Annotated in this window: 22 protein-coding genes; 15 read left to right on the top strand and 7 right to left on the bottom strand. The window is 71.9% G+C overall.

What is annotated here, in order from left to right; translation table 11 throughout:
- The first annotated feature begins 43 nt into the window (after positions 1 to 43).
- Genes JG616_RS02650 through JG616_RS02640 form a run of 3 tightly spaced genes read left to right on the top strand, consistent with a single transcriptional unit; the run spans position 44 to position 4,951 of the window.
- Positions 44 to 2,833, top strand: a complete 2,790-nt coding sequence (locus JG616_RS02650) for a right-handed parallel beta-helix repeat-containing protein (RefSeq protein WP_199391593.1) — start codon at positions 44 to 46, stop codon at positions 2,831 to 2,833.
- Positions 2,834 to 2,873: 40 nt separating this feature from the next.
- On the top strand, positions 2,874 to 3,944 hold the full coding sequence (locus tag JG616_RS02645) for a Gfo/Idh/MocA family oxidoreductase (RefSeq protein WP_199391592.1): 1,071 nt from the start codon (positions 2,874 to 2,876) through the stop codon (positions 3,942 to 3,944).
- Positions 3,941 to 4,951 carry an NAD-dependent epimerase/dehydratase family protein gene (locus JG616_RS02640; RefSeq protein WP_199391591.1) on the top strand — a complete coding sequence of 337 codons (1,011 nt, stop codon included), beginning with the start codon at positions 3,941 to 3,943 and terminating at the stop codon, positions 4,949 to 4,951. The genes JG616_RS02645 and JG616_RS02640 overlap by 4 nt, the downstream gene beginning before the upstream one ends.
- A gap of 14 nt (positions 4,952 to 4,965) precedes the next feature.
- Here JG616_RS02640 and JG616_RS02635 read toward each other — a convergent pair whose 3' ends face one another.
- Both JG616_RS02635 and JG616_RS02630 read right to left on the bottom strand, forming a co-directional pair.
- Positions 4,966 to 6,132, bottom strand: coding sequence for a glycosyltransferase (locus JG616_RS02635; protein ID WP_199391590.1), 1,167 nt, complete (start codon positions 6,130 to 6,132; stop codon positions 4,966 to 4,968).
- Between the two features lie 26 nt (positions 6,133 to 6,158).
- On the bottom strand, positions 6,159 to 6,989 hold the full coding sequence (locus JG616_RS02630) for a class I SAM-dependent methyltransferase (protein ID WP_199391589.1): 831 nt from the start codon (positions 6,987 to 6,989) through the stop codon (positions 6,159 to 6,161).
- 163 nt (positions 6,990 to 7,152) lie between these two features.
- Here JG616_RS02630 and JG616_RS02625 point away from each other — a divergent pair, with 163 nt between their 5' ends.
- The 12 genes from JG616_RS02625 (at position 7,153) to JG616_RS02570 (ending at position 21,314) form a co-directional block, all read left to right on the top strand.
- Positions 7,153 to 8,721 carry an oligosaccharide flippase family protein gene (locus JG616_RS02625; protein ID WP_199391588.1) on the top strand — a complete coding sequence of 523 codons (1,569 nt, stop codon included), beginning with the start codon at positions 7,153 to 7,155 and terminating at the stop codon, positions 8,719 to 8,721.
- Positions 8,722 to 8,837: 116 nt separating this feature from the next.
- Positions 8,838 to 9,950, top strand: coding sequence for a glycosyltransferase family 2 protein (locus tag JG616_RS02620; RefSeq protein WP_199391945.1), 1,113 nt, complete (start codon positions 8,838 to 8,840; stop codon positions 9,948 to 9,950).
- Positions 9,951 to 9,955: 5 nt separating this feature from the next.
- On the top strand, positions 9,956 to 11,101 hold the full coding sequence (locus tag JG616_RS02615) for an acyltransferase (protein ID WP_199361479.1): 1,146 nt from the start codon (positions 9,956 to 9,958) through the stop codon (positions 11,099 to 11,101).
- Positions 11,101 to 12,480 carry an O-antigen ligase family protein gene (locus JG616_RS02610; protein WP_199391587.1) on the top strand — a complete coding sequence of 460 codons (1,380 nt, stop codon included), beginning with the start codon at positions 11,101 to 11,103 and terminating at the stop codon, positions 12,478 to 12,480. Before JG616_RS02615 ends, JG616_RS02610 begins: the two co-directional genes overlap by 1 nt.
- A 4-nt stretch (positions 12,481 to 12,484) precedes the next feature.
- A complete protein-coding gene (locus JG616_RS02605) occupies positions 12,485 to 13,711 on the top strand; it encodes a glycosyltransferase (protein WP_199391586.1) in 1,227 nt (408 codons plus the stop codon).
- Between the two features lie 110 nt (positions 13,712 to 13,821).
- Positions 13,822 to 14,070 carry an acyl carrier protein gene (locus JG616_RS02600; protein ID WP_199361482.1) on the top strand — a complete coding sequence of 83 codons (249 nt, stop codon included), beginning with the start codon at positions 13,822 to 13,824 and terminating at the stop codon, positions 14,068 to 14,070.
- 4 nt (positions 14,071 to 14,074) lie between these two features.
- Entirely contained in the window at positions 14,075 to 15,574 is a 1,500-nt protein-coding gene (locus JG616_RS02595; RefSeq protein ID WP_199391585.1) for an AMP-binding protein, read from the top strand.
- A complete protein-coding gene (gene nadE / locus JG616_RS02590) occupies positions 15,571 to 16,578 on the top strand; it encodes an NAD(+) synthase (RefSeq protein WP_207748954.1) in 1,008 nt (335 codons plus the stop codon). Before JG616_RS02595 ends, nadE begins: the two co-directional genes overlap by 4 nt.
- Positions 16,575 to 17,654: a hypothetical protein gene (locus tag JG616_RS02585; protein ID WP_199391584.1), complete on the top strand. Its 1,080-nt coding sequence runs from the start codon at positions 16,575 to 16,577 to the stop codon at positions 17,652 to 17,654. Before nadE ends, JG616_RS02585 begins: the two co-directional genes overlap by 4 nt.
- A gap of 2 nt (positions 17,655 to 17,656) precedes the next feature.
- Positions 17,657 to 18,868, top strand: a complete 1,212-nt coding sequence (locus JG616_RS02580; protein ID WP_199391583.1) for a GNAT family N-acetyltransferase — start codon at positions 17,657 to 17,659, stop codon at positions 18,866 to 18,868.
- Between the two features lie 5 nt (positions 18,869 to 18,873).
- Positions 18,874 to 20,088 carry a glycosyltransferase family 4 protein gene (locus JG616_RS02575; RefSeq protein ID WP_199391582.1) on the top strand — a complete coding sequence of 405 codons (1,215 nt, stop codon included), beginning with the start codon at positions 18,874 to 18,876 and terminating at the stop codon, positions 20,086 to 20,088.
- Positions 20,085 to 21,314 (top strand): pyridoxal-dependent decarboxylase, exosortase A system-associated, encoded by a 1,230-nt coding sequence (locus JG616_RS02570; RefSeq protein WP_199391581.1) that lies wholly within the window; start codon positions 20,085 to 20,087, stop codon positions 21,312 to 21,314. The genes JG616_RS02575 and JG616_RS02570 overlap by 4 nt, the downstream gene beginning before the upstream one ends.
- A gap of 4 nt (positions 21,315 to 21,318) precedes the next feature.
- Here JG616_RS02570 and JG616_RS13715 read toward each other — a convergent pair whose 3' ends face one another.
- From JG616_RS13715 to JG616_RS02545, 5 genes are read right to left on the bottom strand one after another with little or no spacing between them, the layout of a single operon-like run.
- Positions 21,319 to 22,074 carry an acyltransferase gene (locus tag JG616_RS13715; RefSeq protein ID WP_199391580.1) on the bottom strand — a complete coding sequence of 252 codons (756 nt, stop codon included), beginning with the start codon at positions 22,072 to 22,074 and terminating at the stop codon, positions 21,319 to 21,321.
- Positions 22,071 to 23,381 (bottom strand): hypothetical protein, encoded by a 1,311-nt coding sequence (locus JG616_RS02560; protein ID WP_199391579.1) that lies wholly within the window; start codon positions 23,379 to 23,381, stop codon positions 22,071 to 22,073. The genes JG616_RS13715 and JG616_RS02560 overlap by 4 nt, the downstream gene beginning before the upstream one ends.
- A 22-nt stretch (positions 23,382 to 23,403) precedes the next feature.
- A complete protein-coding gene (locus JG616_RS02555) occupies positions 23,404 to 24,174 on the bottom strand; it encodes a CpsD/CapB family tyrosine-protein kinase (RefSeq protein WP_199391578.1) in 771 nt (256 codons plus the stop codon).
- Positions 24,171 to 25,760, bottom strand: a complete 1,590-nt coding sequence (locus tag JG616_RS02550) for an XrtA system polysaccharide chain length determinant (RefSeq protein ID WP_199361491.1) — start codon at positions 25,758 to 25,760, stop codon at positions 24,171 to 24,173. The genes JG616_RS02555 and JG616_RS02550 overlap by 4 nt, the downstream gene beginning before the upstream one ends.
- Positions 25,760 to 26,380 (bottom strand): XrtA/PEP-CTERM system exopolysaccharide export protein, encoded by a 621-nt coding sequence (locus tag JG616_RS02545; RefSeq protein WP_199391577.1) that lies wholly within the window; start codon positions 26,378 to 26,380, stop codon positions 25,760 to 25,762. The genes JG616_RS02550 and JG616_RS02545 overlap by 1 nt, the downstream gene beginning before the upstream one ends.
- Positions 26,381 to 26,483: the final 103 nt, after the last annotated feature.

Raw genomic sequence — 26,483 nt, 5'->3', positions numbered from 1 at the left:
ACGGAAAACCACGCCGCAACCAGCCATCGAGACAGGACCATCCATGCACCAGCTCCGAGCGCCGATACCCGACTCCATCGGCGCCAGTCGCGCCAAGGGGCGTCGCGCCAGCGTGGCCCTGGCCGTCCTCATGTTCGCCGCCGCGGCACCGGTCCATGCGCGCGAATGGTTCGTCTCGACCGAGGGTGACGACCAGGGCACCGGCAGCCTGCAACGACCGTTCCGCACGGTCGGCCATGTGCTCGGGCTGGCGGAAGGCGGCGACACGATCACCCTGCGCGCGCCGCCCGGAAACCGCACCTACGAGGAATGCGACCTGCGGCTGCGCGTGCCCCTGGTGCTGCGCTCGCATCCCGGCGAGCGTGCGCACGTGCATTGCGCGATCAGCAAGGAAGACACCGTCGTCGTCAAGGTGGATCCGGGTGGTTCCGGGAGCCGGATCAGCAACCTGGAGCTGAGCGGCGGAAGCGTCTATGGCGTGATGCTGCACAGCCACTGGTACCAGGGGGCGCCGGCCAGTGAACACGGGGCACGCGACGTGGTGCTCGAGGACCTGCTGATTCGCGACACCGGCCGCGACGGCATCAAGATCACCCCGAAATCCGACAACGCCACCATCCGTCGGGTCGAGATCCGCAATACCGGCACGATCTATCCGCCGGGAACCCACGTCGACGACATGAACGCCGACGGCATCGACAACGTCAACGGCTCGGGCATGCGGGTCGAGGACAGCCACATCCACGACACCGCCACGACCGGGCTGTACTTCAAGGGCGGTGCGGCCGACGTGCTGGTCCAGCGCAACCGGATCGAGAACGCGGGCACGGCCGGCATCCTGGTCGGATTCGACACCAGTCCCGAGTACCTCGATCCCGAGGTGAATCCCGCGTGGCACGAGTCGGTGCGCGCCGTGGTGCGCAACAACGTGGTGCGCAACACCGGCTATGCGGGGATCGGCCTGTACGCGTCCAAGGACGCACTGGTCGCCAACAACACGATCATCGATGCCGCGCGCGAGGGCCATGCGGCGCTGTTCTTCGGCATCGCGCTGCAGGACTGGGACGACCGTGCCGGGCGGCCGCCGAGCGTGAACCCGCGCATCGTGAACAACCTGGTCGTGGGTGGCGGGCGCTGCATCGAGATCCGCCAGCTCAGCGAACTTGGCGGGCTGGTCGGCCTCGACGGCGCGCCGGGCACGGACTACAACGCCTACCCGGAGGACTGCGGCTTCGTCGACCAGCGCACGGTGGCCGGTCGCCTGGTGCCGCGGCGGCTGGCGCAGTGGAAGCTGCAGGCCGGGACCGATGCGCACAGCGTCTCCGGCGGCTTCCGCGTCGACGCGGATGGGCGCCTGGCGGACGGGTCCGCGGCTCCCGGGCCGGGCATCGCGGTGGCCGGGGTCGTGGATGACGTCACCGGCGCGTCGCGCTCGGGCGACATGGTCATCGGGGCGTACGGCACGTCGGGCGGGATGGGTGCGGTCGCGCCGCTGCCGGCGCCGCCCGCACCGGCAGCAGGCGTGTCGGACGACGCACGCGGTGCGCCGGCCGCGGTCGACGTTCCCGAGGGCGCCGCCGCACTCGCGCTGGCCGTGCTGCCCCGTTCGCCCCTGGCGCAAGCCGCGCTGGCCCTGTTGTTCCTCGCGCTCGCCGGCACCGCCGCGATGGCCCGGCTGTTCCAGCGTCGCAACATGGGCGTGTGGCTGCTGTCCTGGCTGCGGCAGGACTGGCGCGCGCCGGTGCCCGAGGGCACGACACGCCACCTGCTGTTCTGCTTCGTCGACCATTACGAGCCCGGCTGGGGCGCGCCGGGTCTGGCGCGCGAGCGCGCGCGCGTTGCCCGCTGGCGCCGCGACCTGCCGCTGCTGTGCGCCCGCCATCGCGATGCGGATGGCCGGCCACCGGTGCATTCCTTTTTCTTTCCCGGCGACGAGTACCGCCCCGAACACCTCGACGCGCTGGTCGAGCTGTGCCGGATGGGCCTGGGCGAGATCGAGGTGCACCTGCACCACCAGGACGACACCGCGGCGACGCTGCGCGCCAAGCTCGCCGGCTTCACGGAGATCCTCGCGTCGCGCCATGACGCGCTGCCGCGCGACCCGGTCAGCGGCCAGCCACGCTGGGCCTTCATACACGGCGACTGGGCGCTGGACAACAGCCACCCGGGCGGCGGCCACTGCGGCGTCGACAACGAGCTCATCGTGCTGCGGGAGGAGGGCTGCTATGCAGACTTCACCTTCCCGGCCGCCCCGGATCCGTGCCAGCCGCGCACGATCAACCGCATCTACCGCGCCACCGACGATCCGCTGCGTCCCAAGTCGCACGACACCGGCGAGCGGGTGCGCGTGGGCGGGCACCGCGATGGCGACCTGATGATCATCCAGGGACCACTCGGGCTGAACTGGCGCAGCCGCAAGTTCGGCCTGCTGCCGCGGATCGAGAACGGCGACGTACGCGCGGTGTCGCGGCCGCTGCCCGCGCGCATCGATGCCTGGGTGCGCACCGGCATCCATGTCGAAGGGCGTCCGGAATGGACCTTCGTCAAGGTCCATACCCACGGCGCCGAGGACTGCGACATGGACACGCTGCTGGGACCGGCCATGGACGAGGGCTTCAGCCACCTCGAGTCGCGCTACAACGATGGCACCCGGTGGAAGCTGCACTACGTCAGCGCGCGCGAGATGTACAACATCGCCCGCGCGGCCGAGGACGGGCTTGCCGGCGACCCCGACGCCTGGCGCGACTACGAGGTGCCGCGGCCGGGCTACCGGGAGCAGGAGGCGCCCTCCGCCAGGACCACGCCGGCAGCTGCCGCCGCGGTGGCTTCGTGACGGCGACGGCCAGGGACCCGTCAAGGCCAGGGGGCAGGTGATGCGGGTCGGAATCATCGGCTGCGGCAAGATCGCCGACGGCCATGCCGAGCAGCTGCGTGCGCTCGACGGCGTCGAGCTGGTCGCGGCCTGCGACCGCGAGCCGCTCATGGTCGGGCAGTTCATGGACCGCTGGCCCGGGATGACCGGCTACACCGATGTCGCGGCCATGCTCGACGCCGGTCGGCTGGACGTGGTGCACGTGGCCACGCCGCCGGATTCGCACGTGGCCCTGGCCTGCGCCGCGCTCGACGCGGGATGCCACGTCTTCGTCGAGAAGCCCTTCGCGCTCGATGCGGCCGGCGCGCGCGAGATCCTCGACTGCGCCGCGCGCAACGGGCGCAAGGCCTGCGTGAACTACCTCTACAACTTCGAGTCACCCGCGCTCGCCCTGCAGGAGCTGGTGGACCGCGACCGGCTGGGCGGGATCGTCCACATCGAGACCAGCTATGGCTACAACCTGTCCGGCGACTACGGCATCGCGGTCATGGGCGATCCGGCGCACTGGGTGCACCGCCTGCCCGGCAAGCTGTTCCACAACGTGATCGACCATGTGCTGGCCAAGGTGGTGCCCTTCCTCGAAGGCCCGGTCGAGGTGCATGCGCGTGCCTGGCGCAGGCGCGCGGCCAGCGGCAGCGCCCTGGTCGATGCGATGCCCGACGAGCTGCGCTTCCTGCTGGCCGATGCGGCCGGGGTGACGGTGTCCGGCATGGTGAGTTCGCACGCCAGGCCGGTGGCGCACGCGATGACCGTGCGCGGCACGCGCGACACGGTGGAGCTGGACTACGCCGCCCGGACGCTGGTACGCAGCCAGCGCCAGGAACAGCCGAGCGCGCTGGGGCGGCTGTTCCCGGCCTGGGTGCAGTCCGCGCGGTTCGCACGCGGTGGCCTGGGCAACGCGGCCGCGTTCGCACGCAGCGACTTCCACTATTTCCAGTGCATGCGGGTGCTGCTGGAGCGCTTCCATGCCGCGATCCGCGGCGTCGGCGCAGACCCGGTGCCACCCGCGCAGATCCTGATGGTGGCGACGCTGATCGATGCCATCGTGGCGGCCGTGGAGCCGCGGCCATGACGGTGCTGGTCACGGGGGGCGCGGGCTTCCTCGGCAGGCACGTCGCGGCCAGCCTGCTGGAGCAGGGCGTGCAGCGGCTGCGGCTGCACGTGCGCGCCCGCGCGCCCGAGGGCCTGGTGGAGGACCTGCGCGCGCGCTTTCCGCAGGCGTCGATCGAAGTCGCGGCCGCCAACCTGCTGTACCGCCACGAGCTCGATGCCCTGGTCGACGGCGTGGACTGCGTGGTGCATGCGGCGGCTGGCATGCGCGGGGCCGCCGCCGACATGTTCGCCAACACCGTGGTCGGCACGCGCAACCTGCTCGACGCCGCGGTGGCCGCGGGCGTGCGCCGGGTGGTGCTGGTGAGTTCGTTCGCCGTCTACCGCACGGCGGCGCTGCCGACCGGCGGGCGCCACGACGAGGGGGTGCCGATCGAGGACATCGGCATCGCCAAGGGCGCCTATGCACACGCCAAGACCCGCCAGGAGCACCTGGTGGCGCAGTACCGCGCGGCGCACGGTCTGGAGACGGTCACGCTGCGTCCGGGCGTGATCTACGGTCCGGGGGGCGCCGGTCCCTCGTCGCGCGTCGGCATCCAGGCGATGGGCCTGTTCTTCAGCCTGGGTGGACGCGCGGAGCTGCCCCTGACCTATGTCGAGAACTGTGCCGACGCGATCGCGGTGGCGGCCCTGCGCGCGCCGGATGGCGCCGCGTACAGCGTGGTCGACGACGCGCTGCCGAGCTGCGCCGACTACCTGCGCGCCTACCGCCGCGGCCGCGGCGGCCTGCGCGTGCTGCCGGTGCCGTACTGGGCGCTGCTGCTCGGCTCGCACGTGCTCGTGGCCTACCACCGTCGCTCGAAGGGCCAGCTGCCGGCGGTCTTCACGCCCTATGTGGTGCGCTCGGTCTACCGGCCGTTCAAGCACTCGAATGCGGCGCTCAAGGCCCTCGGCTGGCAGCCCCGCGTCGACACGCGCGAGGGTATGGCGCGGACGTTCGCGACGCTGGCGGGCGCTGCGGAACGCTGACGCGCCGTCGAGGTTCAGGCCGTGCGGACCGGGCCGGGCGTCACGTCGTGCCGTGCGCCCGCGAGCGCATCCGCATACAGCCGGTCGTAGCTCAGGCGCATCGCGTCGATCGACGCATGGGTCATGACCCACTCGCGCGCGGCCAGACCCAGTGCGAGCCGGAGCGGCCGGTCGCCGAGGATGCGCAGAAGCGCCGCCCGGAGCGCGTCGCCGTCGTCGACGGGGACGAGCAGCCCCGTACGCCCATGGCGGACGATCTCGGGGTTGCCGCCCACGTCGCTGGCCACCACCGGCAGTCCCGCGGCGCAGGCCTCGAGCAGCGCGATGGACAGGCCCTCGGTGAGCGAGGGCAGGGCGAACACGTCGACGCCGGGCAGCAGCTTGGGCACGTCGCGTCGCGTGCCGGCGAACAGGACGCGCTCCGCGATCCCGAGCGCCTGCGCCTGGCGCTCGAGGGCCGCGCGCTCCGGCCCGTCGCCGAGCAGCACGACGTGCAGCCGCGGGAAGGCCGTTGCCAGCTCCGGCACCTGGCCGAGCAGAAGGCGGTGGTTCTTCAGCGCCACCAGGCGTCCGACGCACGCGACCACGAGGGCATCGGCCGGAAGGCCCAGGGCGGCGCGCGCCCGGCTGCGGGTCGCGGAGGTGGACGCCGGCGGTAGGGGCACGCCGTTGCGCACCGCGCTCACCCGCGCGGCTGGCGCCAGGCCACTTGCAACCAGATGCTCCGCCACCTGCCGACCCACCCCCGCCACGTGGGCGGTGCGGGCGAGCGACAGCCGGTACAGCAGGCGCAGCCTGGGTCGCGCAAGCCGGCCGCCCATGTTGTGGCAGGTGTTGACCAGCGCGGCGCGCGCGCGCAGCCGAGGCGCGAGTGCAAGCGCGGCCTGGTAGCTGGGCACGAAGTTGTGGCTGTGGACGATGTCGGCGCCGTGCGCGTCCATCGCCCCGCGCAGGCGCGACAGCAGGCCGAGATCCAATCCCGCCCGCTTGCCTCCGGCCATCACGGGGATGCCGGCCGCTTCGAGTTCCGGACCGAGGCCCGCGGTGTCGGTGAGGCTGAACACCGCGACCCTGTGTCCATGGTCGCGCTGCGCGATGGCGAGGTCGACCACCACCCGCTCGAGACCCCCGGTCTCCAGCGAATCCACCACGTGCAGGATCGAGTGGACGCGTCGGGTCATCGCGTCTGGCAGCGAGGCGTCCTGCATCACATGGCGTGGCCGCTGGACGACCGCGGCGGGAGCGTCCCCCGCGGACACGGCGGGCGCTCCGGCTTGCGCGCCAGGTAGTGGACCCAGGGGTCGGCGTGGCGCGGGGGATCGCGGCGGCCGCGGGCATCGAAGGTCACCGCGTCGACGAAGCCCGCAGCGGCCAGTGCCACGCGCTCGGCACCCGGGTCGACGTAGATGGTCAGCAGCGAGTAGTCGTACGAGGGGTCGTTCACCAGGGCGTGGTCGGCGGCGAAGTACTGGCGGCCGCCGAGTCGGCGGCGATTGACGCGGCAGCGCAGGCCGGCGGTCAGCCTGCGCGCGCCACGGACGAGCAGGCGCATCGGATCCACCGTCGGCACCAGCGGCGGGGGGCTGAGCGCGGGCGGGTGTCCACCGAGCACGGCAAGGTTGTGCGAGGAGTACACGAAGGCCCCGCCCGGGCGCAGGACGCGGTACACCGCCTCCAGGACCCGACGGCGATCGCCATGGTCGATGTAGTCGATGCCGTTGAAGGAGAACAGCACCAGGTCGTAGGCCGCGTCCGCGTGGCCGTCCAGCGTGCGCGCATCACCCGCGCGCACGTCGGCCCCCGGATGCAGGGCGCGGCAGGCCTCGACCATGCGCTGACTGATGTCGAGCGCCCGGTAGCTGCGCGCGACGCCACGCAGATAGCCGGTCGTGCGGCCCCCGCCGACTCCCACGTCGAGCAGGTCGCCGCGCACCAGCGGCCACACCTCGCCCAAGGCGGCGACTTCCGCCGGCATCAGGTAGTCGCGCGATGCGAAATCCCGGACGATGTCGTCGCGGTCGTAGGCCTCGTAATGCATGGCTTGCGGCGTCGTTGCCAAAAGGTTCCCCCAGCGTCCCTCCGGTTGTCTCCAGGGCAACGCGAAAGCCCGCGCGCGCAGGCCAGCGCGACCCGGCGAATGGCCGCTTTCGGTCGCGCTGCACGTTGATCGGGACAGCCGTCCTTCGCCCAGCGAACCTCCTTTGGCACTCCCGACGTCGAACCACCTTTTCAGCGGCGTGTCGGCCTTCCGCGGGGCGCTGATGATGACGGGCTCGACCTATGTCAGCTACGCGCTGGGCATGCTGGCGAGCATCGTCATCGCGCGCACGCTGGGACCCGACGACTTCGGCCGGTACTCCTACGTGGTGTGGCTGGCCGGATTGCTGGTCGTTCTGGCCAACAACGGCATCACCACCACCGCGATCCGCTTCGTGTCCGAAAGCCTTGGCCGCGGGGCCGGCGATGACGCCGCGCGCGTGCACGGCTGGCTGGCGCGGCGCCAGCTCGCCAGCGCGCTGCTGGTGGCCGCTGGCTTCCTCGCCCTGCTGCCCCAGTTCATGCCGACCGGCTGGGGCCACGACGGCATCGGCCTGCTCGCCACCGCCACGCTGACGGCCGGACTCTGCAAGGCCTGGTTCATCTTCGACGTGTCGATCGCCAAGGGCCACGGCCACTACGGCATCGAGGCGGGATCGACGGTGCTGATGAGCCTGCTCAGCATCGTCGCGGTCCTCGCGCTGGCGTGGATGGGCGCGGGACTGGAGACCTACGTGGTGCTGTTCGCGATCGTGGGTGTCGGCCATGCCGTGGCGGGCTGGACACTGCGGCGGCGCGCGGCGCTGCTGCCGGCCTACCGGCCGCTGGATCCGGCCCTGCTGCCCCGGGTGCGCACTCACCTGTGGTGGACGGTGCTGCTGGTGCTGGCCTGGGCGCTGGGCAACAAGTCGATCGAAACGTGGCTGCTCAACCGGACCGTGGGCGCCGCAGCGGTCGGTTACTTCGCCATCGCCGCCGCGCTCACCCGCGGCGGCATCGACATGCTGTCGTCCGGGCTCGGCACGGTGCTGATGCCGATGATGGCGCATGCCTACGGCGCGGGCGGCAGCGCGCGGGCCAACGTGATCGTCGCCGCAGCGGTGCGGTGCTACGCCGCGCTTGGACTGCTGCTGGCCGGCGCTGGCGCGCTGGCTGCGCGCCCGCTGGTGGCGCTGCTCTATGGCGACGCTTACCGCGAGGTCGTGCTGCCGCTGCAGGTCATGGTGGTGGTCGGCGGGCTGACGCTCATCGAGGCGGCCTTCGGCGCGCTGCTGTCGACCACCGACAACCAGAAGTTGCGGGTCGGCTTCGTGGTGCTGTCGCTCCTGGTCACCGCGACGCTGGCGATCTTCCTGGTCCCGCGCTACGGCCTGCACGGCGCGGTGCTGGCGCACGCAGCCTCGCGCCTGCTGGTCTTCGCCGTCACCTGGGCCGGTATCTCCCGCGTGCTGCAGCTGCGCATGCCCTGGTCGCAGCTGCTGCGCCTGGTCTCGGCGGCGGCCACGGCGCTGGTGCCCGCGCTGCTGCTCGAGCGCCTGCTGCCGGACCGCTGGGGCGGTCTCGCGGCGGCGGTCGCCTACGTGCTGGTGTACGTGGTGGCCAGCGTGGCGTTTCGCGCCTGGCGCAGCGAGGATGCCCAGGTGTTCGCGGGCCTGGCACGACGCTTCCCGAGACTCGGCGCGATCGCAGGCAGCTGCGCCGCGCGCCTGGCAGGCCGCGGTGGCCTGCCGTGACCCGCTCATCCCCGCGGTCCGCGGCGATGGACCCGGGTGCCCCGTGACCCGCGTGCTGTCCGCGGTCGCCGCCGCCCGCCGTTCTCTGGAGGACGGAACTTGAGGGCGTGCACGTGATGGAACTGGTGTTCTGGGGATGCGCCGGCCTGCTGGCCATGGCGTTCGCAGGGTATCCGCTGCTCGTCCGGCTGCAGGCACGGCTGAGGCCCCGCCCCTGGCGGCGCGGTACATGGGAACCGCAGGTGAGTGCCGTGCTCGCCGCGCACGTCGGAGGGCCCGCGCTCGCCGCACGGATCGACAACCTGCTGGCCCTCGACTGGCCCGCTGACGCGCTTGAAGTCGTGGTGTTCTGCGACGGCTGGGTGCCGGACGGCGTGGACGCGTGGGCGCTGCATCCCCGCGTGCGTTTCCTCTCGCACCCGTACCGGCGCGGCAAGGCGGCATGCCTCAATGACGCCGTGGCATCGGCCAGCGGCCAGGTCCTGCTGATGGTCGATGTGCGCCAGCGCATCGAGCCGGGCGCGGTGCGCGCGCTGGTGGCCTGCCTGGCCGATCCCGAGGTGGGCGCGGTGAGCGGCGAACTCTGCTTCGAGGATCCCGAGACCGGGTTCGCCCGCGGCGTGGACGCCTACTGGCGCTACGAAAAGGCGATCCGGCTGGCCGAAGCCCGGAGCGGATCGGTGGTGGGCGTGACCGGCGCGCTGTACGCCATGCGGCGCGAACTGTTCCGGCCGCTCCCCGAGGGCACCGTGCTCGACGACGTGCTGCTGCCGATGCAGGTGGTCGCCGCCGGCGCGCGCGTGGTGTTCGAACCCGGCGCGCGGGCCTGGGACCGGCCGTCGTCGTCGCCGCTCGAGGAGCGCGCGCGCAAGGTGCGGACGCTCGCGGGCAACCTGCAGCTCCTCCGGTTGGCCCCATGGCTGCTCGATCCGCGCGCCAATCCCGCCTGGTTCCGCTTCGCCTGCCACAAGCTGCTGCGCCTCGCGGCACCCTGGCTGACCGTCGGGCTCGCTGTTGCGACCGCGGTGCTGGCGCCGACGCATCCCTTCTACGCGCTCGCGCTGGCCTTGCTGCTGGCAGCGGCCGGGCTTTTGCTGGTTTCCGGCCTGTGGACGCCGCTCGCGCGCTCGCGGCCGGTACGCCTGCTCGCCGCGTACTGGCACATGAACCTCTATGCGGCGCAGGCACCGTTCGCGTTCGCGCGCAATTCGCGGCTGCATCTCTGGTGAGCACCATGCCCCAGCCTGAGCCTGCGCTGCGCGCGCCGGACCTGCCGCTGCAGATCCCGTCGCTGGACGGCATGCGCGCGGTGTCGATCATGCTCGTGCTGTTCGCTCATGCGGCCTCGACGCGCGGGTTCCCGGAGTTCTTCGACCGCGAAAGCTTCACGTCACTGGGCAACGTCGGCGTGCGCTTCTTCTTCGTGATCTCCGGCTTCCTGATCACCACGCTGCTGCTGCGCGACCTCGACCGTCACGGCCATGTGCGCCTGCCGCTGTTCTACAAGCGCCGGGCGCTGCGCATCCTTCCGGCGGCACTGGCGTACATCGGGGTGATCTGGGCCGCGTACATGGCCGGGCTGATCGACCTGCGCTACCAGCACCTGTCCGATACCCAGGCGACAAGCGCGGTGCCGGGACTGCTGCACGCACTCAGCTTCACCTACAACTACAAGCTCGACTACAACTGGTACTTCAACCACCTGTGGTCGCTGTCGGTCGAGGAACAGTTCTACCTGCTGTGGCCGTTCACCCTGGCATGGCTGGGGCTGGCGCGCGGGGCCAGGGTCGCGCTTGCCGCGCTGCTGGTGGTGCCCTTCATCCGCCTGGGCATGCACCTGTCGGGCGAGTGGCCCGAGCTCGCGCTGAGCCGCAACTTCCAGGCCGTGTGCGATTCCATCGCGACCGGCTGCCTGGGGGCGATCTTCTTCAATGCCATGTCCACCCGGCGCGCGTTCGCCTGGCTCACCGGCTGGCCGGCGATCCCGATCGCGGGTGCCTGCATCGCCATCGGCTACGGCTCCGCGCTGTTCTCGCGGCCGATCGCGTATGTCGCCGGCCAGTCGCTGGCCAACCTCGGCATCCTGCTGCTGCTCCTGCACGTGATCACGCGCCCGCGGGATCTTGCGGGGCGGATCCTCAACACCGGGCCGATGGTCGCGATCGGGGTGCTGAGCTACTCGCTGTACCTGTGGCAGGAGCCGTTCCTCTACTTCCGCGGCACCGGCTGGGCGACGGCCTTCCCGCAGAACATCGTGCTGACCTTCATCGCCGCGTACGCCTGCCATCGCCTGGTCGAGAAGCCCTTCCTCGCCATCAAGCAGCGCCTCGGCACCAAGCCGGTGGCGCCGGCCACGCCAGACCCGGCGACGCCGGCGTGATGTTCGCGCTATACCTGATCATGCTGGTGCTGGTGCTGCTGAAGCCGGTCGAGGCCTTCGCGCCCGAGCTGGCCGGCCTGCGGATCGCGATGGTGCTCTCGCTGCTGGTGTTCGCGCTGGCCCTCGGCTCGGCCATGCGCACGGGGGAAATGGCGATCCGGGGGCGCCACGTGCTGGTGCTCAGCGGACTCACCGCGTCGGTGGTGATGTCGCAGGTGGCGCAGGGCTGGCTGGGCGGCGCCAGCCAGGCGTTCACCGACTTCATGCCCTCGGTGCTGCTGTTCCTCACCACGGTGATGGTGGTCACCACGATGTCGCGGCTCAAGGCGACCTGCACGCTGATCGTGCTGTGCATGGTGGCGCTGTCGATCGCCGGCATCGCCGCCTACCACTGGGGCTTCATGGTCCAGGACCTGGTGATCCGCGAAGGCAGCAGCAGCGCGGTCGACCACCTTGCCGTCTACGACGGCACGCTTGCCCCCGCACACGACAGGACCGGAACCAGCCTGTGGCGCATTCGCAGCTGGGGATTCCTCAGTGATCCCAACGACCTCGCGCAGATGATCGTGGTCGCCCTGACCGTGATGTTCGGGGCGCGCATGGACGGGCAGGGCGTGCGCAACCTGCTGCGGATCTGGCTGCCGGCGGCGATCCTGGTGTACGCGCTGTGGCTGACGCGTTCGCGCGGCGGCATGCTCGGACTCGGCGTGGTCCTGGCTTACGCCATGCTGCAGCGGACGGGCCCGGTGCGCGCAGGCATCGTGGCCAGCCTGTTCGCGCTCGCGGCGATCGCCACCGGCGCCACCGGTGGCCGCGGCTATTCGGCGGACGAGGCTTCGGCCGGCGGGCGCATCGACGCCTGGAGCGAAGGTTTGACGATGCTGGGCCACAACCCTGTGTTCGGCGTCGGCTACGGCAACTTCACCCAGCACCACGCGTACACCGCGCACAATTCCTTTGTCCTGGCGTTCTCCGAACTCGGCCTGGTCGGCTACATGTTCTGGCTGGCGCTGCTGGTGCTGGCCTTCCGCGAGCTTGCGGTGGCCAGGCGGATGAGCGAGCCGGAAAGCGACGAGGCGCGCTGGGCGCGGCTGCTGCAGTTCTCGCTGGTCGGTTTCCTGGTGTGCGCGGTGTTCCTGTCGCGCAGCTTCGTGCCGACGCTGTATCTCCTCCTGGGGCTCTGCTACGCCTGCTGGCACTGCGCGGTGAAGGCCTCGCTCGCGCGCGACTGGGAGGCCCCGATCGAGGACGGCGCACCCGGGCCCGCCCTCCTGGCCGAGGCACCGGTGCGCTGGGTCGGGCTCACGGTCGCGGCGCTTCCGGCCAGCATTCTGGTGCTGTATGCGGTGGTGCGCCTGCAGCACATGGGCGGAGGATGATCCGTTGATCGCGCAGCGGCCGCGCATCGCGCTGGTGACCCCCAACCTTCCCGTGCCGCACGACCTGGCCCGCGGCCGCTACATCCACGCCACGGCCACCGAGCTCTCGAAGCTGGCCGAGGTCCGGGTGTTCCTCCCGCAGGTCCGCTACCCGCGCCTGCCCGCAGCCCTGGGCCCCCGCACATTCGTGCACGGGCTGGTCGCGGACGACTACCGGCTGCCGGGAATCGACCTGCAGGCCTATTCCTATCCCGCGGTGCCGGGGCTCTCGCGCGTGGGCAACGGCGTCGTCGGTGCGACGGCGCTGGCGCCGCGACTGCGTGCCTTCATGCCCGACCTGGTCCTCGCCTATTGGGTCTACCCCGACGGCGATGCGGCCGTGCGCGCAGCGCGTGCGATCGGCGTGCCCTGCATCGTCGGTGCGCGCGGATCCGACGTGCACCAGCGAAGCGGGCTCCTCCGATGGCTCACGCGCCGCACCCTGGCCAAGGCGGATTCCGTGCTGACCGTGAGCCAGGCCATGCGCCGCGCGGTGATTGACGGCTACGGCATCGCGCCTGCGCGCGTCGGCTGCATCGTCAACGGCATCGACACGGCGGTGTTCCGGCCGGCGGACCGCAGCAGCGCACGGGCGGCGCTCGGCATCCGCCCTGACGCGCGGCTGGTGGCCTACGTCGGGCGGATGGTCGAAGCCAAGGGCCTGCGCGAGCTGATCGAGGCGTTCACCGCGCTTGCGGCCGCCGACCGGCAGGTGGAACTGGTGCTGGTCGGCCACGGCGTCATGCAGGCCGAGCTCCGTGCGCTGGCCGCTGCGACGGGACTGGGCGAGCGGATCCATTTCCCCGGCGGGATGGAGCCGCCCGACGTCGCCCGCTGGCTCGCGGCCTGCAACGTGCTGGCACTCCCAAGCTGGTCCGAGGGCTACCCCAACGTGCTGGTGGAAGCGATCGCCAGCGGGCGCCCGGTGGTGGCGAGCGACGTGGGCGGTGCGGCCGAGATCGTCGATGCCGGGAGCGGCCTGCTGGTGCCGGCGCGCGACGCGCCGGCCCTCGCTGCAGCGCTTGCCGCGGCCCTGGACCGCGAGTGGGACGCGGCGGCGATGTCGCGCGCGATGTCGCGCGGCTGGGACCAGGTGGCGGCCGAGACGCTTGCCGCCTGCCGCCAGGTCCTGGGCGCGGCCGCGGTGGGCGCCGTTGCCTGCACGTCGGTACCGGAGACCGGTGGCGGCTGAGATCCGTGGGCCGCTTCCGGGTGCCGTTCGCGTTACTGCGTAGGACGGAAAACCCCGGCGCCGATGCGCCCAGCGACGAGCCAGGCAGGGATATGGATACGGTCAACACGATGGATTTCAGGCACACGGTCAAGCCCTTCATCCTCGACAATTTTCTCTTCACCAGCGACGGCTCCGCGCTCGACGACCGCGCGTCGCTGATCCGCGGCGGCATCGTCGACTCCACCGGCGTGCTGGAGCTGATCGAGTTCCTCGAGGAGACCTACGGCATCCGCGTCGCCGCCGAGGAAATGGTTCCGGCCAACTTCGACTCGGTCGACACCATCTGTGCCTTCCTCTCGCGCAAGCTCGCGGCCTGACGCGATGCGCCCGCTGGCCCTCCGCCTGCTCGATACCGCCGCGTCGACGCCCGACGCGGTGGCGATCGTCGACGGCGCGCGCAGCACCACCTATGGCGCACTGGTGGCGCGCGCGCGCAGGTTCGCCTGCCTGTTGCGCGCGCGCGGGCTCGGACAGGGCGAGCGCGTGGCCCTGGTCCTGGCCAACGGCGTGGACGCGGCGGCGGCCTGGTATGGCTGCTGGCTGGCGGGCTGCATCGTGGTTCCGCTCGGCCCGCAGTCGACGGCGGCGGAACTGTCGGCCTGTTTCAGGCACTGCACGCCCTCGCTGGTACTGCACGGACTTGAACAGGCCGATGCGGTCACGGCCGCGATGGCCGAGGTGCCGGCGGCCATCGCCATGGTCTGCGAGGAGGACGCCGATCCCGCCTGGACCTCGGCGGAAGCCGGCGCGCAGCCGCAGCCGTGGCCGCAGGCCGCCATCCTGTACACCTCGGGCACCACCGGGGCTCCGAAGGGAGTGACCCTCGGGCACGCGAACTTCGCCGCCAACGTCGATGCCATCGTCGCCTACCTGGAGCTGCGACCCTCCGACCGCACGGTGCTGGTGCTGCCTTTCCACTACGCCTACGGCGCCTCGGTGCTGCACACCCACCTGGCGGTGGGCGCCAGCGTGGTGCTGGAGCCCAACCTGGTGTTCCCGCACGCCGTGGTGGACACCATCGAACGCACCCGCGCGACAGGCTTCTCGGGCGTGCCGTCGACCTTCACCCTGCTGCTCGAGCGCGGCGTGCTCGCGGGCCGCTGCCTCGACAGCCTGCGCTATCTCACCCAGGCTGGCGGAGCGATGACCGCGGCCACCGCCGACCGGCTGCGCGCGCAGCTGCCGGGCGCGCGGCTGTTCCTCATGTACGGGCAGACCGAGGCCACCGCGCGTCTCACCTACGTGCCGCCGGAGCGCCTGGACGACAAGCGCGGCTCCGTCGGGCGTCCGCTGCGCGGCGTGGCCATCGAGGTGCGCGACGAAGCCGGGAACGTGCAGCCCGCGGGTGCCGTCGGCGAAGTCTGGGCGCGCGGTCCCAACGTCATGACCGGCTACTGGAACGATCCCGCGGCCACCGCGCTGGTGCTGCGCGATGGCTGGCTGCGCACCGGCGACGTCGGCCACCTGGACGCGGACGGCTATCTGCACCTGCGCGGCCGCCGCAGCGACATCATCAAGAGCGGCGCGCACCGCGTGCATCCGCTGGAAGTCGAGGAAGCGCTGCTCGAACTGTCGTGGGTGCGCGAGGCGGCCGTTGCAGGCGTCGACGACGCCCTGCTCGGCCAGGTGGTCAAGGCCTGGCTGGTGGTCGACGGCGCGCGCGAGGCCAATGCCGTGCGCGCCCACTGCCGCGTCCGCCTCGCGCCGCACAAGGTGCCGCGCCAGGTCGAATTCGTCGATTCCCTCCCCCGGACCGCGTCCGGGAAGCTCCGCCGCGCCGCCCTGGTCGCGGCTCCCACAGTCGCCCTGGAGACACCGTGATCCGATCCGAATCCGCGACCTTCGACCGCAGCGTCCTCGATCTCGACCTCGAGGCCGAGGCCGACCGGATCGCCGCCGGCCTGCGCGAAACCACCGCGCACGTGCTGCACCGCCGTGGCCTGGTGGTCGCGATCTCCGGCGGCATCGATTCCTCCTGCTGCGCGGCGCTGGCAGTGCGCGCGCTCGGCGCCGGGCGGGTGCTCGGGCTGGTGCTGCCCGAGCGCGACTCCTCGGACGACAGCGCCGCGCGCGCGCATGCGCTCGCCACCCACCTCGGCATCGACGTGATCGAATTCGACATCGCGCCGGCGCTCGAGGCGATCGGCTGCTACGCCGCGCGCGACGCCGCGGTGCGCGAGGCGCTGCCCGGCTACGCCGACGGCTGGTCGTTCAAGATCGTCATCAGCGGCGGCACGCGGGGGCAGTTCAACACCTTCGGACTGGTGGCCCGTGATCCCGCCGGCGGCATGCACGAGCGCAGGCTGGGCCGCGCCGAGTACCTGCAGATCGTCGCCGCCACCAACTACAAGCAGCGCATCCGCAAGACCATCGAGTACTTCCACGCCGACCGCCTGAACTACGCGGTGGTCGGCACGCCCAACCGGCTGGAGTACGACCAGGGCTTCTTCGTCAAGAACGGCGATGGCTCGGCCGACGTCAAGCCGATCGCCCACCTGTACAAGACCCAGGTCTACGCCATGGCGCGGTACCTGGGCCTGCCGGCGCGCGTTTGCGCGGCGGTGCCGACCACCGACACCTACAGCCTCGAGCAGGGCCAGGACGAGTTCTACTTCGCGCTGCCCTATGCCGAGATGGACCTCGCGCTGTGGTCGGTCGAGCAGGGCCGCCCGGCCGCGGAGCTGGCGCGCGCGCTCGGGCTGGACGAGGACCAGGCCGCCGCGGTGCAGGCCGACATCGGCAACAAGCGGCGCACCACCCGCTACCTGCATGAGCGTCCCGTTCTGCTGCACGCGCAGCCGCTGCGGGAGGAGATCCCGGCTTGAACGTGGAGACCGCAGCCGTCCGTGCGACGTACCGGATCTGCGCGGGTGGCGGCGACCCCGGGGACGCGCGCGCCGCGGCGATCCGCGCCTGGCGCGGCAGCCTGGGTGACGATGACGCCGTGCTCGGTGCGCGCTACGACGCCCTGTGCGTGCATGCGCCGAACGGCCCCGCCCTGCTGCGCTTCGTCGAGCATGGCGACGACGGGGTGGTGGGCTTCCTGGCCGTGGCCCCGCGCCGGATGCGCGCGGGCCGGCGCGAGCTGCGCGCCGGCGTGCTGTCCCACCTGGCCATCGCCCCTGCGCATCGTTCGCTGGGCCCGGCGCTGATGCTGCTCGACGCCGTGCTGGCCGCTTCGGCCGGGCGCTTCGACCTCGTCTACGGGATCCCCAACGCCAACGAAGGTGCCTCCGCCGCGCTCCGGCGCGCCGGAATGCAGCCGTGGGCCATGCTCGAGCGCCGGGTGCGCATTGTCCGGCATGGCCCCTACCTGGACCGGCGCGCACCGCGCTGGCTCGCGCGGCCGGCTGGCCTGGCGCTGGATGCGCTGGACGCCACCGCCGGCGCCTGGCGGTTCCGCCGCCGGCCGCGGCTGAGCGGGCGCTGGGCCACGCGCTTCGAAGCCGCCATGGACGCGCCATGGGCGGCGGCGGCGGACCATCCCGCGATCACCGCCGTGCGCGACGAAACGATGCTGCGCTGGCGCTTCGACGCGGCCGTGGGCAATCCGGTGCGCTACTTCCTGGTCACCGACGAGGCGGATGCGGTTCGGGCCTGGTTCGCCTGCGTTGTCGAACCGCAGTGGCCACACGTCCTGGACGTGCATGATTTCTGGTCGCTCGACGGCTGTGGTGCGATCGACCGCGCGGCCCTGCACCTGCTGATGCGCGCCGCGCGGCGGGACGGGCGCGCGGCGGTCAGCCTGCGCGCCGCGATCGCGCGGGAGGCGGCGGAGCCGTGGTACGCGAGCGGATTCCGGCCGCGCGGCGGGCAGCAGGTCTTCGTGCGCTGGCTCGATCCCCGCCTGGCTGCTTCGCCGCCGCCGGCGCATCTCACCTACATCGACCAGGACGGTTGACGATGGTCCAGGTCGCAACACCCGCGCTCGCCACGGCGACACACCAGGCGAGGGCGCGTTCCGGGTTTCGCGCCGAGCTGCGGCCCATCGGGCAGCTGTCGGAGCTGGAGCGTGAGTGGACCGCACTCGAGGCGGTGATCGAATGCGCCCCGTTCTTCAGCTGGTACTGGGTGTCGACCTGGTTGCGGGAATTGCCCTCGACCGTGCGGCCGCTGCTGTTCCGCGCGACGGGACCGGACGGCATCGTCGCGCTGGCGTTGCTGGTGGCCGCCCCGGAGCGCGGGCGGACGCGCTGGTTCGGGCGCCATTCCTGGCACATGCAGGAAACCGGCGATACGGAACTTGACGAGGTCACCGTCGAGTACGGGGGGCTCCTGGCGCGGCCTGGCGACCTGGTCGATGCGTGGAGTGCACTGGCCGGACTGCTCGAGGGCCTTCCGCGCGACTGGCGGCGCCTGCGCATCACCACGTCCGCGCAGGGCAGTGCGATCGCCGCCGCGCTGCCGTCGGGGATGCAGGCTGCCAGCGTGCGCGCGCGGCCCTGCTACCGGGTCGACCTGGAGGCGGTGCGGACTGCAGCGGGGGGCTACGTCGAAGTCCTGGGACGCAAGGCGCGCGGCGCGCTGCGCCAGACGCTTCGGGCCTACGCGGCACTCGGTCCGCTGCATGCGGAAGCCGCGCCGGATGCCGGCACGGCGCTCGCCTGGTTCGATGCCTTCGAGCATCTGCACACGCGCCATTGGCAGCAGCGCGGGGCCGGGGGGTGCTTTTCCCGCCCCTTCTTCGGGCGCTTCCACCGTGCCCTGATCGCGCGCGCGACGGACGACGGGTTCGTGCGCATGACGCGGGTGAAGGCCGGTGACGTGCTGGTGGGCTACCTCTACAACCTGGGCTGGCAGGGCCGGGTCTACTACTACAACGCCGGGATGAACTACGGGATCCTCGGCCGCCACGACCGGCCGGGCATCGCCTCGCTGTACGCGGCGGTGGAGCAGGCCGCGGCCGAGGGCGCGCAGGTCTTCGACTTCCTCGCCGGCGAGCAGGAATACAAGCGCCGCCTGTCCACCGACGCGGTCACCCTGCATTCCATCGACGTGCGGCGCGCCGGCATGCGCGCCACCGCCGAGCGCATCGGGGCCGGCCTGGCAGGCCGCGACACACTCGGGGTTTCGCTGGCCGAAGCCCTGGCCACACCGTCCACGCAAGGGGATTGACCACCATGGACACCGTCAACGCCGCGGTCCGCGTGCGCAAGGTGCTGTACCACCACCGGACCCAGGGCAAGGCCGTGGAGGGCGTGCACATCCGCGGGATCACCGATGCGCTGCGCGCCGAGGGCGTCGAGGTCGAGGTGATCTCGCTGCCCGGCGCCGACCCGTATGCGTCGCCCGGGGCGATGTCGCCGACCCGCCAGGCGCGGCCATGGATGAAGCTGGTGACGCGGCTTCCGGAGCCGTTGTTCGAACTGGCCGAGCTGGCGTACAACCTCGTCGCCGGCTGGCGCGTCGCCGCCTGGCTGCGGCGCAATCCCGACGTCGACTTCATCTACGAGCGCTATTCGCTCTTCATGTACGCCACGGTCTGGCTGGCGCGCCGCCGCGGCATCCCGGTGATCCTGGAGGTCAACGACTCGGCCATCGTCGAGCGCGTGCGCCCGCTGTCGCTGAAGCGCCTGGCGATGGCGGTCGAGCGCCGCGCGTTCCGCGATGCGGACGGCCTGGTGTTCGTATCCGGCGTGTTCCGCGACCGCGCGCGGGCGGCGCATCCGGACATGGCGCCCGCCATCGTCACGCCGAACGCGGCCAACATCGCCAAGTTCTCCTTCAGCGCCGCGCAGCGCGTCGAGACGCGCGAGCGGCTCGCGCTCGAGGGCCACGTGGTCTGTGGCTACCTCGGGGCCTTCGTGCCCTGGCATGCGATCGACGCCTTCGTGCACCGCATCGCCGGGCGCCTGGCGGGCGTGCCCAGGCTCAAGCTGCTGCTGGTTGGCGACGGTGCGACCTATGCGCCGCTGCGCGCCTTCGTCGAGGAGCGCGGGCTCTCGGGCCAGGTCGTGCTGACCGGACGCGTCGCCCACGACGAGGTGCCGGGTCTGCTGGCGGCCATGGACATGGCCATCCTGCCCAGCGCCGGCGACTACACCTCGCCGGTGAAACTGTTCGAGTTCATGGCCTGCGCCGTGCCGCCGGTGGCACCGGATTTCGAGCCGATCCGCGAGGTGCTGGAGGAGGGCGAGACCGGCTGGATGTTCCCCGCAGGCCGCCTCGACGCCGCGGTCGACGCCGTCATCGCCCGCAGCCGTGATCCAGACGGCCTCGCGCGCGTGGGCGCGAATGCCCGGCGCCGGGTCGCCGAGCGCCACCAGTGGCGCAACAACATCCTGCAGCTGGTGGATTTCCACCACCGGCTGCAGGCGGACGGAGTCCGCACGTGAACGGTGAAGGCGCGCGCGTGGGGCTGCCCTCGTGGCCGGTGGACGAGGCCGGCGAGTTCCTGGTCGGCGGCCGGCCGCTGTCGCGCGTCGTCGCCGAGGTCGGGCGCACGCCCTGCTACCTCTATGACCGCGCGCGGATCGCCGAGAGGGCGCGCAGCCTCCGCGCCGCGCTGCCGGAGACGGTCCGGCTGCATTACGCGATGAAGGCCAACCCGATGCCGGCCCTGGTCGGCCACATGGTCGGCCTGGTCGACGGCATCGACGTCGCCTCGGCCGGCGAGCTGCGCGTGGCGCTTGATGCCGGCGCGACGCCGTCGGATGTGTCCTTTGCCGGCCCCGGCAAGACCGACGCCGAGCTGGCGCAGGCGCAGGCGGCCGGGGTGCTGGTCAACATCGAATCGACGCGCGAGATCGCCATCCTCGCCCGCGCCAGCGCCGCCACGGGCACGCCGGCGCGGGTGGCGTTGCGCGTGAACCTGCCGTTCGAGCTCAAGGCGTCGGGGATGAAGATGACCGGCGGCGCGCGCCAGTTCGGCATCGATGCCGAGGAAGTACCCGCCGCGCTGCGCGCGATCGGCGACGCCGGCCTGGCCTTCGAGGGCTTCCACATGTTCGCGGGCTCGCAGAACCTGCGCCCGGCGGCGATCGTCGAGGCCCAGGCACGCAGCTACGACCTCGCGATGGAGTGGACCGGGCTGCTGCCCGCGCCGCTCAGGAGCCTGAACCTCGGCGGCGGCTTCGGGATCCCCTATGCGGCCAACGAGTCGGCGCTGGACCTCGCGCCGGTGGCCGCCAACCTGGCGGCGCTGGCGGCACGGCTGCGCACCGACGCCCCGGATGCACACCTGGTGGTCGAGCTCGGCCGCTACCTGGTCGGAGAAGCGGGGCTGTACGTCTCGCGCGTGGTCGACCGCAAGCTGTCGCGTGGCCAGGTGTTCCTGGTGGTGGATGGCGGCATGCACCACCACCTCGCGGCGTCCGGGAATTTCGGCCAGGTGATGCGGCGCAACTACCCGGTGGCGGTCAATGGCCGCAGCGCGGCGTTCGAGACCGCCAGCGTGGTCGGCCCGCTGTGCACACCACTGGACCTGCTGGGCGACCGCATGGCCCTCGGGGTGGCGGCGCCCGGCGACCTGGTGGTGGTGTTCCAGTCGGGCGCCTATGGCCGCAGCGCCAGCCCGCGCGACTTCCTCGGCCATCCGGACGCGGCCGAAGCGCTGGTCTGAGGTGTCAGGCGGCGGCCGCGCTCGCCGGCGCGGCAGCGGCGCCGGGCGCCGCCTGTCCGACCATGCCGATGCGCCGCGCGGGATTGCCGGCGACGATGCTGTAGGGCGCGACCTTGCCCGAGACCACCGCATGGGCCGAGACGATCGCGCCTTCGCCGATCTCGGTGCCGGGCATCACCAGCGCCCCGGTCCCGATCCAGGCGTGGTCGTGCACGATGACCGGCTTGACGTCATCCGGGTCGGGTGCGCTGCCGAGCCGGCGGCGCTCCGGATCGGTCGGGTGCCCGCCGGAGTCGCGGAAGGTCACGCCGCCTGCGACCTGCACGTGGCGCCCGAGGCGGATCTCGCGCCCCACGACGAAGCGCGTCTCGTGCGCGATGTCGGAATGGTCGCCGATCTCCAGGCGCGGCCGGCTGGTGAAGCTTGCCGCGTAGCTGATCGAGATCTTGCCGCTGACGCGCACATGGTCGCCGACCACGAGTTCACCGCTGCCCTGGACCCAGGGCACGTGGATGCCGGTGGTCACGCCGCGGCCCACGCGGGTGCAATAGGCCTTGAACAGCGGCTCGGCCACCAGCACCCGGCGGAGGAAGAACAGCGTGCCGCGCATCCCCAGGAACAGCCACAGGTAGGGGCGGACCAGGACGCGCGGCGCGGGCAGGGTGAATGCAAGCGCCGCACCCCGCGTGCGCCGGGCCACGGCCGCCGCCGGGTGCGGCGAGGTGCGGGCCCAGTGGCGCAGCGATGCGAGCGTGCTCACCGTGGACGGTTCCGGTACGACATCCACAGGTACCAGACGTTCTGCCGCACTTCGTTGTCGAGGACGCCGCTGTCGCGTTCGTAGCGGTAGTAGCTGAGCGAGGTGCTCCAGTGCCGGGTCCAGCTCTTTTCCAGCGACAGCCCGATGCGGCGGGCCTCGTCCTCGGCGCCGAGCTGGCGGTACTCGATCCACTCGAAATCGGCCCAGCCCGCGAGCGTCACGCTGGGCGCCAGGCGATAGGTCAGCGCCAGCAGCAGCCCGCGGTCGTCCTCGTCGGGCACGAACGCGTCCACGTAGCGCAGGCGCTGGGCGTAAGCCTCGGTGCGCAGGCCGAAGCGCTCGCCGGCGTGGTCCCAGGCCAAGGCCGCGCGCTGCAGGCGATAGACCGAGGGCACGATCGCGCCGCCGTCCACCAGCACGCCGCCGGGCACGGTCGCCTCCGGCCTGCCGGCGGCGCCGTCGACCAGCGCCTGGTCGGCGGCGTCGGAGAACTGGTAGGCCAGGGCCAGCGAGATCCGGTTGCGCTCGCCCTGGCGCCAGCCGGCCTCGAGGCGGAGCAGGGGACTGTCGCGCGTTTCGCCATCGGCGTAGTCGAGCCAGGAATACCCGGCGTCGATCGCGTAGTCGATGTGCGCCTGCTGGCGCTCGAAACGGGCATAGACGTCGGTCCGCTGATGGTCGCGCGCGAGCAGCGGCTGGTCGTAGTCGGTATCGGTCCACTGCGCGTTGAAGCCCAGCCGGCTGCGGTCGTCGAACTCGCGGGTCAGGCGCAGGGCTACGCCGACGCGGCTGGAATCGAATTCATCGGTGACCTCGGCCCGGGTGTCGATCCAGCGCGCCTCCAGGCGCCCGTGCAGGCTGCCCAGGTCGAACAGGAAGTTGGGCCCCGCCGACAGCACGTTGACCTGCTGCCGGTTGTCCGGCGCGTCGGCGGCGTAGCGGTCGATCGCCTGCAGTTCGAGCTCGTCCTGCACGGTGAAGCTGAGCCGGTCCTGGAGCAGGACCCAGTTGAGGTAGGCCGAGAGCATGCCTTCGACGCCGTCATCGAGGCCGCCCTGGAAGTCGCGGTAGTCGGCGCGGCCGGCGACCGCGGCCTGCACGGCCGAACCGTCCTGGGTGACCAGGAAGCCCAGCCCTGCGCGCAGGATGCGCTGGCTGTCGGCGTCGACCGGCGTCAGGCGGACGTTGTCGTCGTGCTCGACGCCGGCGTCGACCGTGTAGTCGATGCGCGCCGCCTGCGCCGGCGCGGCGATGTGCACCGCCAGCGCGGCCGCGACCAGCGAGACGCGGATGCTGCAGCTTCCCATGGCGATCCCTTTCCGATGGCGGTCAGTGGTTGTCGTTGAAGACGATGCCCGCGAGCTTCGCCGGGTCGAAGTTGGCGGCGGCCTTGTCGATGGCCTCGAGCGTGACCTTGCCGTAGCCGGCCACCAGCACCACGACGTCGGCGAGGTCGGAAAGGATGCGCGCGTCGGGCGAGTTCAGGGCCGAGGGCGCATCCAGGATCACGTAGCGGTTGGGGTCGTCGGAGCGCAGCGAGTCGATCATCGTGCGTGCGCGGGTCGAGGTGAAGTATTCGCCCGCGATCTCGCGCACGCTGCCGTTGGGGATCAGCTGCAGCCGCGGGATTCCGGTGGCGTACTGGATGTCGCCGAGATCGTCGACGCTGCCGTCGAGGTAGTCCATCAGCCCGCAGTTGTCGCTGCCCGCGGCCAGCGCCAGGTGCTGGCTGGGATGCAGCGCGTCGCAGTCGACCAGGAGCGCGGTCTTGGCCTCGTCGAAGGCGAAGGCCAGCGCGAGGTTGCGCGCGACGAAGCTGCCGCCGCAGGCGCGGCCGACCGGCGCGACCAGGGTGATGAAGTTCTGGTTGCCGCGCAGGTTGAGCAGGCGCGTGCGCAGGTCGCGGAAGGCGTCGGCCTGCACCCGCACCGAGTCCTGGCGATGGATCAGCCGGCGCTCCTCGAGCGCGCGCGGCGACAGCGGCGGCGGCTGCACGCGGGCCAGCTGCCTGGACGCACCGGTGCGCGGTGCCGGCATTCCGGCGGCGATGTCGTGCGCGTCGCGCACGTGCTGCGGTTCGATCAGCGATGCGGAGCTCATGCGGCCACGATCCTGTAGGCGTAGGTGAGGACATAGACCAGCACCACCGAGCCGGCCATGGCGACGGCGAAGGCCATCGACGCGTACTCGCGCCTCCGCTCGCCCGGCGTGGGATAGGACGGCACGGTGGTGAGGAGCGGCAGGCTGGCGTGCTTGACGATCAGGTGCGGCGTGCGCACGCGCGGGTCGAAGCGCGCCACCAGGAACACCAGCGCCAGCGGAAGGGTGATGGCCAGCAGCAGTCCGGCCGCGGCGATGTGCAGGAAGCGCAGGCCGGATGGGCGCAGCGGCATGGTGGCCGGGTCCTGGATGCGGAGCGTCAGGCCCCGGTTCTCCTGGTCCAGTCCCATCGAGACGCGCGCGTTCTCGCGCCGGCGCAGCAGGTCCTGGTAGATCTCGCGGTTGACCTCGTAGTCGCGCGTCAGCTCGGCGAGCGCGCCTTCCGAGGCCGCGATGCGCCGGCTGCGGTCGAGTTCGTCGTCAAGCAGCGACTGCGCGATCGCCAGCCGCGAGCGGGTGGCCGCCGTCTCGCGCCGGGCCTGCGACAGCTGGCTGCGCAGTTCCTGGTACAGCGGGTTGGCCTGGGCCTCGTCCGACAGGGTGCCGGCGCTGCCGGGCGCCTCGCGGCGACCGCGCTCGTCGGCGAGCATGCGGTTGATGTCGTCGATCTGGTGGCGCAGGCGCATCACGTCGGGGTGCTGTTCGGTGTAGGCCAGCAGCAGGCGGTCACGCTCGGCCTGCAGCTCGATCAGGCGCGTGCGGTACAGGCTTTCGCGCGTCTGCACCGCGGTCACCGCGGACTCGCCCGACAGCTGGGCCTCAATCGAGGATTCGCGCGACTCCTGCTCCAGCAGCGCCATGCGCGTCTGCTCCAGCTGGGTGCGCAGGGCGCCGATGCGGGTGGTGGCGTCGGCGGCGCTGCCCGGCTGCGCGTCGACGTTGCGCGACTGGTAGTCCTGCAGGTTGCCTTCGGCGCCCGAGAGCTTGGCGTGGTAGGCCTGCACCTGGCTGTCGATGAACTCGTAGGCCTCGCGGCTCTCGCGCTGCTTGGTGGCCGCGGCCTCGCGCATGAACAGGTCGCCGAAGGCCTGGGTGATCTGGAACGCGCGCTCGGGGTCGCGGTCGCGGTAGCTGATCTGCACCAGGTCCGGGCGCGGGCTCTCGATCATCGTGCGGTTGCGGATCTCCTCCTTCAGCCGGTCGCGCGCGACCGCGCTCGGGCTGTCCTCGAGCCAGCCACCGATGGCCAGCGCCTCTTCCAGCACCTTGCGGCCGTAGATGATCTGCCGCGCCATGCCGGCGCGGTCCGCCACGCCCGTGGGGACCGCGCGGCCTTCCAGCAGCGGCTGGATGATGTCGCTGTCCTGCGCCAGGATGGTCACCGAGGCGGTGTAGTTGCGCGGGATCACGAACAGGCCGACCACCAGGGTCAGCAGCGCGATCGCGGTGAAGATCGCCACCAGCAGCACGATGCGCGAGCGTGCCTCGCGCAGCAGGATCGGCAGCAGTTCGTTGGGCGTGAGCTCGGGCGCGCGGGGCAGGGCGACGCCGGCGCGGCGCGGGGCGGCGAGTGCGTTGGAGGACATCAGAACGCGCGCTCCGGGATGGTGATGACGTCGCCGGGCGCGACGCGGTGGTTGGTGGTGAGGTCGCCGCGGTCGAGGATGCGGTCCAGGCGCACGGCGTAGGTGCTGGTGGTGGACTGGCCGTTGCGGCGGTAGAGCGCGGCACGGTCGGAGGCGGCGAATTCGTTCACCCCGCCCGCGGCCAGCACCGCGTCGAGCACGGTCATGCCCTGGCGGAACGGGATCGAGACCGGCTGGCGCACGGCGCCCGTGACGCGCACCCGCGACAGGTATTCGTGGCTGCGCAGGTCGGTGAGGATCACCGCGACCTGGGGATCGCGCACATAGGCGGCGAGCTTCTCCTGGATGTCGGCTGCCACCGCCGAGGGCGTCAGGCCGCCGGCGACCACGTCACCCACCAGCGGCACCGAGATGCGGCCATCGGGGCGCACCGGCACGGTGATCCCCAGCTCCGGGTTGCGCCACACGGTGACCTGGACGATGTCGTCGACGCCGATCAGGTATTCGCCGACCGCCGCCTGCGGCTGGTCGGGGGGAACGTCGGCGATGCCGCCGGACGATGCGCAGGCCCCGAGCAGGACGGCAAGCGCGAAAGTGGCGAGCAGGCGGAACACGGTCATCGGAAGGCATCCACGGCAGCGGTTGCCAGAGAGAACGTCAAAGCACGCATCCTGCGGTCACCCGGCTTCGCCCGCGACGCACCCGCTTTGGCGTACCCTGCCG

The sequence above is a fragment of the Luteimonas sp. MC1895 genome, assembly GCF_016457215.1.
Lineage (GTDB): Bacteria > Pseudomonadota > Gammaproteobacteria > Xanthomonadales > Xanthomonadaceae > Luteimonas.
The sequence above is the reverse complement of the archived record's forward strand: the minus strand, read 5'-3'. Positions and strand labels throughout refer to the sequence as shown.